Origin of the sequence: Amycolatopsis sp. ATCC 39116 (genome assembly GCF_000231075.2) — a bacterium.
Classification (GTDB): Bacteria; Actinomycetota; Actinomycetes; order Mycobacteriales; family Pseudonocardiaceae; genus Amycolatopsis_E; species Amycolatopsis_E tucumanensis.
On record NZ_AFWY03000029.1, the window covers coordinates 85333 to 91870 of the forward strand.

8 protein-coding genes are annotated in these 6538 nt (G+C 72.3%); 3 read left to right on the forward strand and 5 right to left on the reverse strand.

Going from position 1 to position 6538, the window contains the following annotated elements; genetic code table 11:
* The first annotated feature begins 9 nt into the window (after positions 1-9).
* Positions 10-738, forward strand: coding sequence for a hypothetical protein (locus tag AMY39116_RS0325790; RefSeq protein ID WP_020420504.1), 729 nt, complete (start codon positions 10-12; stop codon positions 736-738).
* On the opposite strand, the gene pruA is transcribed toward AMY39116_RS0325790, so the two are convergent.
* Genes pruA through AMY39116_RS0325805 form a run of 3 tightly spaced genes read right to left on the reverse strand, consistent with a single transcriptional unit; the run spans position 735 to position 4296 of the window.
* Positions 735-2363 carry an L-glutamate gamma-semialdehyde dehydrogenase gene (pruA, locus tag AMY39116_RS0325795; RefSeq protein ID WP_020420505.1) on the reverse strand — a complete coding sequence of 543 codons (1629 nt, stop codon included), beginning with the start codon at positions 2361-2363 and terminating at the stop codon, positions 735-737. The genes AMY39116_RS0325790 and pruA overlap by 4 nt on opposite strands.
* A 29-nt stretch (positions 2364-2392) precedes the next feature.
* On the reverse strand, positions 2393-2893 hold the full coding sequence (locus AMY39116_RS0325800) for a hypothetical protein (RefSeq protein ID WP_020420506.1): 501 nt from the start codon (positions 2891-2893) through the stop codon (positions 2393-2395).
* Complete coding sequence (locus AMY39116_RS0325805) at positions 2890-4296, reverse strand: wax ester/triacylglycerol synthase family O-acyltransferase (protein WP_020420507.1); 1407 nt, start codon at positions 4294-4296, stop codon at positions 2890-2892. Before AMY39116_RS0325805 ends, AMY39116_RS0325800 begins: the two co-directional genes overlap by 4 nt.
* A 30-nt stretch (positions 4297-4326) precedes the next feature.
* Here AMY39116_RS0325805 and AMY39116_RS0325810 point away from each other — a divergent pair, with 30 nt between their 5' ends.
* Positions 4327-5091 carry an RNA methyltransferase gene (locus AMY39116_RS0325810; protein ID WP_020420508.1) on the forward strand — a complete coding sequence of 255 codons (765 nt, stop codon included), beginning with the start codon at positions 4327-4329 and terminating at the stop codon, positions 5089-5091.
* Here AMY39116_RS0325810 and AMY39116_RS0325815 read toward each other — a convergent pair.
* Entirely contained in the window at positions 5069-5449 is a 381-nt protein-coding gene (locus tag AMY39116_RS0325815) for an HAD-IA family hydrolase (RefSeq protein WP_020420509.1), read from the reverse strand. The two genes, AMY39116_RS0325810 and AMY39116_RS0325815, sit on opposite strands and share 23 nt — an antisense overlap.
* Positions 5450-5551: 102 nt before the next feature.
* Between AMY39116_RS0325815 and AMY39116_RS0325820 the strand changes: the two genes are divergently transcribed.
* On the forward strand, positions 5552-5986 hold the full coding sequence (locus AMY39116_RS0325820; protein WP_020420510.1) for an Rv3235 family protein: 435 nt from the start codon (positions 5552-5554) through the stop codon (positions 5984-5986).
* Positions 5987-6300: 314 nt separating this feature from the next.
* Here the strand turns inward: AMY39116_RS0325820 and AMY39116_RS46640 are convergent.
* Positions 6301-6538: hypothetical protein (locus AMY39116_RS46640; protein ID WP_039791755.1), on the reverse strand; the 238-nt coding region annotated here is incomplete at its 5' end.

The following is a 6538-nucleotide window of genomic DNA, read 5'->3' on the forward strand; positions in this document are numbered from 1 at the left end:
AAGTCAGCTTTGGTCCTCGCACTCGCGCTGCTGGCCAGCGCCTGCGGCGCGCAGCCCGCCGCCGGACCAGCCCTCTTCGGCGACGCGCAGACGCTGGTGCGCGCCGCGACCGAGCAGACGGGCAAGGCCCAGACGGTGCGGTTCTCCGTGGCGATGACCGTGGCGGACCGTGAGGCCACCGCCACCGGCGAGATGCGTTTCACCGAGCCCGGGTGGGCCATGAAGATCACGCACACGGCCGACGGCGTCACGTCCGAGACGCGCGTCGTGGACGGCGCGCAGTACGTGTCGATCCCGGAACAGGCCCGCGGGCTCACCGGGGGCAAGCCGTGGGGCCGCTACCCGGCGGACAGCGCGAAGGGCAAGGAACTCGGCGCCATGATGCGCGAGTCCGGCCAGAGCGACCCCGCGCAGGTGCTCGACGACGTCCGCAAGGGCGGCACCATCGACCGCAGCGAGCAGACCACGCTCGACGGGCGGCCGGTGAGCCACTACTGGATCACCGTCGACCTGGGGAAGACCTCCGGGCTGGCGGAGATGGCAGGCCGGACGGCGCCGATGGAGTTGTGGCTCGACGCCGACCAGCTCCCCGCCCAGATGCTGTTCGACTTCAGCGGGCTCGCGTCCGAGGGCGACCCGCCGATGGGCCCGATGACCATGCGCTACACCGGCTGGGGCGAGCCGGTCGACATCGCCGCCCCGCCCGCCGACCAGGTCGCCGAGCTGCCCGCCGGCTAACCCATGTGCGGGTAGCCGATGGCGGTGGGCGCGTCGAACGTCTCCTTCACCGACCGGGGGCTCGTCCACCGCAGCAGGTTGAACATCGACCCGGCCTTGTCGTTCGTGCCGGAGCCGCGGGAACCGCCGAAGGGCTGCTGGCTCACGATCGACCCGGTCGGCTTGTCGTTGACGTAGAAGTTGCCCGCCGCGAACCGCAGCGTCTGGTGCGCCTGCTGCACGGCCGCCCGGTCGTCGGCGAACACCGCGCCGGTCAGCGCGTACGGCGAGGTGCGGTCGACCAGTTCGAGGATCTCGCCGTACGAGCCGTCGTCGTAGACGTGCACCGCGAGGATCGGCCCGAAGTACTCCGTGGCGAACGCGGTGTGCCCCGGATCGGCGGACACCAGCACGGTTGGCTCGACGAAGTACCCGATCGAGTCGTCGCAGTGGCCGCCGACCAGGACGTCGAGGTCGTTGTCCGCGTCCACGCTGTCGAGCAGCCGCTGGTGCTTGGCGAACGCCCGCGCGTCGATCACCGCCCCGCCGAACACCGACAGGTCCGCGACGTCGCCGTACTTCACGGTCCGCGTCAGGTCCGCCAGGTCGTCCCGCAGCCCGCTCTCCCACAGCGACCGGGGGATGTACGCGCGGGAGGCCGCGGAGCACTTCTGGCCCTGGTACTCGAACGCGCCCCGGACGAGCCCGGCCACCAGCTTCTCGCGGTTCGCCGAGGCGTGCGCGACGACGAAGTCCTTGCCACCGGTCTCGCCGACGATGCGCGGGTAGCTCGCGTAGGTGTCGAGGTTCTCCGCGATCCGCCGCCACAGGAACTTGAAGGTCGCCGTCGAACCGGTGAAGTGCAGGCCCGCGAACCCGGGGTCGGCGAGCGCGACCTCGCTGACCGCGTGCCCGTCGCCGGTCACCAGGTTGATCACGCCCGGCGGCAGGCCGGCCTCCTCGAACACCTGCATCGTGTAGTGCGCGGCCAGCTGCTGGGTCGGCGTCGGCTTCCAGACGACCGTGTTGCCCATCAGCGCTGGCGCGCTGGGCAGGTTCCCGGCGATCGCGGTGAAGTTGAACGGGGTGATCGCCACGACGAACCCGTCCAGCGGCCGGTAGTCCATGCGGTTCCACGCGCCCGGCACCGAGTTCGGCTGCTCGGCGAGGATCCGGCGCGCGTAGTGCACGTTGAACCGCAGGAAGTCGATCAGTTCGCAGGCGGCGTCGATCTCGGCCTGCTGCACCGACTTCGACTGGCCGAGGATCGTCGCGGCGTTGAGCGTGTCGCGGTGCCGCCCGGCCATCAGGTCCGCGGCGCGCAGGAACACCGCCGCGCGCTCGTCGAACGGCATCTCCCGCCAGGCGGGCGCGGCGTCCTTCGCGGCGGCCACGGCGTCCGCGACGTCCTCGGGGGTGGCCTGTGCCGACGTGCCCAGCACGTGCGCGTGGTCGTGCGGCTGGACGACGTCGAAGGTGTCCCCGCCCGCCATCCGCCGCCTGCCGCCGATGGTCTGCGGCAGCTCGTGCTTGTCGCCCTCCAGCTCGGCGATCCGGCGTTGCAGGGATTCCCGCTCGGGACTGCCCGGCGCGTAGGTCCGGACGGGCTCGTTGACCGGGACGGGCACGTTCGTGATGGCGTCCATGCCTACCTCCTCGACGGCTGCTGTAAACGCTAGAGCAGGTCGAGGAGGAACGGCAGCTCTTGAGGCGCGTACCAGGCCAGTTCGTGGTCCTCCGCCTCGCCGAGGACGAACTCCGCGTCCGGGTCGCCGAGGTCCGCGGCGTCGATGACCCGGGCGGCCGCGCGCACGGCCTCCTCCGCCTCCTCCGCGTCGACGTGCACGGCCGCGACGTCCTCGTAGCTGATCGGCCCGGACACCTTCACCACCGGCGCGTCCAGGTCCGGCCGTGGCGTCGCGTTCTCGACGTCGACCGAGATCACCACCCGCCGCGGGAGCTCCTTGGCGTCCTCCTCGGCGGCGCCGATCAGCCTCAGCGACGCGCGAGCGGCGTCCAGCAGCGCGACGTACTCCAGCTCCTCGGTGTCCCCGCTGAGGTAGGACTCGCGCAGCGCCGGGGTCAGGGCGAAGCCCGTCCCGCCGGGCGGCTGCAGCCTGCCGTCCGCCACCAGCCTGCGCAGCATTCCGATCGTGCCCGGAAGGTAGACCCTCACCAGCTCGCACCCTTCAGCTCTTCCAGCGAATCCTCGATCATCCCAGCGAGGACGTCCACATCGGACAGCGCCTTGCGGTCACCGTTGAGTCCGAAGTAGACGCCGCCGTGGTAGGACGTGACCCCGATGGCCAGCGCCTGGTTGCGCGCCAGCGGGATCACCGGGAACATCTCGGTCATCCTCGCCTGCCCCGCGTACAGCGGCACCTGCGGCCCCGGCGAATTGATGACCAGCAGGTTGAAGATCCGCCCGGAGAACGAGCCTGCCGCGCGGGCGGCGAGCGCGTGCATCGTCGCCGGGGCGAACCCGCCCACCTTCAGCATCGCGCGGGCGGCCACCGAACGGCCCGAGTCGGCGTGCGCCCGCAGCGTGTGGCTGATGTGCTGGAGCCGCAGGACCGGGCTGGGCTCGCCGACCGGCAGGTCCACCAGGTACGGCTCGACCTCGTTGTTGACCAGTCCGGCCGGGGAGAACTCGACGGTGTCCGGTTCGAGCACGGCCAGCGGGACCAGCGCGCGGACCGTGGTCGCCTCCGAGACACCCTCACCGCGGGAGAGCAGCCACTCACGCAGCGCGCCGGTGATCGCGGCGAGGACGATGTCGTTGACCGTGACCCCGTGCTCGGCGCGGATCTTGCGGTAGTCCTCCAGGCGCGTGCGCACCACGTCGAACACGCGGCCGCCGGAGACGTGCCGGTTGAGCGGCCCGGACGGCGCCGGCTGCAGGACGCGGTGGACCGCGGCGGCGACCCCGCCGACCGCGTCGGTGACCTTGCCCGCCGTGGCGGACAGGTCGCTCACCACGTCGCGCACGTTCTCCACGAGTTCACCCGGACGGCGGACCGCCTCGCTGACGGCGTCGAGCACGAGCTGGGCGGGGCTGGGCAGGCGGCGGGGCGTCCAGGTGTCCTCGTACGGCTCACAGGCCTGCGGCATCGTGTCCAGGATCAGCTGTCCCAGCTCGACGGTGCCGGTGCCGTCCACCACGGACTGGTGGGTTTTGGTGACCAGCGCGACCCGGTCGCCCGCGAGGCCTTCGACGAAGTAGGCCTCCCACAGCGGGCGCTCGTGGTCCATGGGCCGGGCCATCAGGCGGGCGACCAGCTCGTACAGCTGGTCGTCGGTGCCCGGGCCGGGCAGCGCCGAGCGGCGGACGTGGTAGTTCAGGTCGAAGTCGACGTCGTCCACCCACACCGGGCGGGCGAGGTGGCCGGGCACGTTCAGCACGCGCTGCCGGTAGCGCGGCAGGAACGCGAGGCGCTGACCGACCAGGCACAGGAGCTGCTCGTAGTCGAACCCGTCGCGCGGCCGCTCGAAGACCGCGACGCCGCCCACGTGCATCGGCGTCGTCGCGTCCTCCAGGTAGAGGAACGACGCGTCGAGTGCGGAAAGGCGGTCGGGCATGACGCGATCCTGACACAGACTGGTCTACTAGTGCTCGTGGCTGAAACGACCATCTCCCCGAAAGACCGATTCCTGACCGTCTACGGGCGCAAACCGGTGCTGGAAGCCCTGGACGACCCGGAGCTGCGGGTGGACAAGGTCATCCTCGCCGACACCGCCCGCGGTCCGGCCGCGGCGGAGATCCAGCGCGCGGCGAAGGCGGCCGGCGTGCCGGTGCAGCGGGCGAGCGCGCACCGGGTGAAGGTGCTGGCCGGCAACGGCAAGCAGGACCAGGGCGTGCTGGCGGACGTGGTCGCGCCCCGGATGCGGCCGCTGAGCGCCGCGCTGGCCGACGCTCCGGCGCGGGTGCTGCTGCTGGACGGCATCACCACGCCCGCGAACGTGGGGATGATCCTGCGCACCGCGACGGCGGCCGGGCTCGGCGGGATCGTCGTGCCGCGGCGCGGTGTGGCGGCCCTGGATCCGCTGGTCGTGAAGGCCTCGGCGGGGGTCGCGTTCCGCGCGCCGGTCCTGCGCTGCGCGACGGCCGCCGAGGCCGCTTCCATGCTGGTAGAGGCTGGATACGGATTGTATGCACTTGGTGCACAGGGGGGATCCTCGCTGTTCGAGGCGCCGTTGCCGGAGCGGGCGGCGTTCGTGCTCGGCGGGGAGACGGCCGGGGTGAGCGACGAGGTCGCCTCGCTGGTGACGGGGTGGCTGTCGATCCCGATGCCGGGCGAGGTCGAATCGCTGAACGTGTCCGCGGCCGCGGCGGTGCTGTGCTTCGAACTGGTCAGGCGGGGAACAACGCGCTGAGTTCGGCGAGCGTGTCCGCCACCGAGGTGTGGTGCACGCCGACCATACCGGCCGCGGTGGCGCCGTCGACGTTGGCCCGCGAGTCGTCGACCATGACACAGCCGGTCACGGGGAGGCCGAGTCGTTCGGCGGTGAGCCGGAAGACCCGCGGATCCGGTTTGGCGATGCCGACCTCGCCGGAGAAGACGAACGCGTCGAAGTGGCGGGCGAGACCCCCGCGGCCGGCGCCACCGTCCGCATTGGACAGCAGCGCGGTCCGGATTCCCCGCTCACGCAAGGCATCAACGGCGGCCAGCAGGTCGGCGGCGTCCGGATCGGTCAGCACACCGGCGTAGTCGAGCACCAGTCCTCGCAGCACAGGCGGACCCTACCGGCCCCGTTCACACCATCGGGCCAAGGCTGTCCGGTTCTCCCGGAAGTGCCGCTCTAGGGAGCGGCATGACTCGATCGAGGGGGACCGATGACCGGACTGTGCGAGCTGTACCCGTACGAACCGAACCGCGGCGCGGCGCCGCCGGATTCGATTCCGGAACAGGCGGGGGCCGCCCGCACGTGGCGGCGCGGCCGTCCGGGCGAACCGCTCGAACTGCGCCACGCGAGGACCGTCCTGACGGCGATCCTGGAAGTCCGCTCCGGACGGCGCGCGCCGGGCCAGTTGCGGGCGGTGGTCACGCCGCGGATGTACCAGCACCTGCGGGGCGCGCCGCCGTCGCCGGGCCCGCGTTACACGGTGAAGTCGGTGCGGGCGAGCCACAGCACACCCGGCACGATCGAAATCTGCGGAACCGCACACGCCGACCGCCGGGCGACCGCCGTGATGGCGAGGTTCGAACACTCCGAAGCCGGCTGGCGGTGCGGCTTCTTCACCGTCGTGCAGCCGCAGAGACACCGCTGACCCGCTCCGGCTCCTGGGCACCTGCCAGGAGCCGGAGCACGGCCGCGCCAGCCCCCAGCGGGCACGTGGCCAAGGGGCACGGCACGACGCGCGCCTCAATCTCTTCGAGGCGCAGCGGCACTCGCCCACCTGCGAATTCGCTCAGTGGGCACCAGCCGTGCGGCAACACCCGCCAAGCGCGTGGGAGCGGCGCCACGCACCCGCCACCCGCCAACCCAGCAGCGCGCCGACGCCCGGCCCAACGACCGCCCACCAAACCGCAAAAGCACGCGGGGGCGGCACCAACCGGTGCCGCCCCCGCGCGAAAACCCAGCTCAGCGACGCTTCTTGGTCTTCTTCGCCTGGGTGCGGGCAGCCGCGCGACGCTCCCGCCGCGTGCCCGCCGCGCCCTGGCCGTCCGAGGACGCCGTGGCCGTCCCGCGGGACTGCACGCCGCCCTGCTCGGCCGGCCCGGAGAAGGTCAGGCCCTGCTGCGGGTTCTCGTTGCCGAGCCCCTTGCCGCGCAGCGCGCTCGGCACCGGGGCGCGCGGCGGCTCGGGCTGCTGCTGCGGC

Excerpts from the sequence above, each read along its gene's own strand:
- pruA (WP_020420505.1), bottom strand. The coding sequence starts at position 2,363 with ATGGACGCCATCACGAACGTGCCCGTCCCGGTCAACGAGCCCGTCCGG.
- AMY39116_RS0325805 (WP_020420507.1), bottom strand. The coding sequence starts at position 4,296 with ATGCCCGACCGCCTTTCCGCACTCGACGCGTCGTTCCTCTACCTGGAG.
- AMY39116_RS0325820 (WP_020420510.1), top strand. The coding sequence starts at position 5,552 with ATGACCGGACTGTGCGAGCTGTACCCGTACGAACCGAACCGCGGCGCG.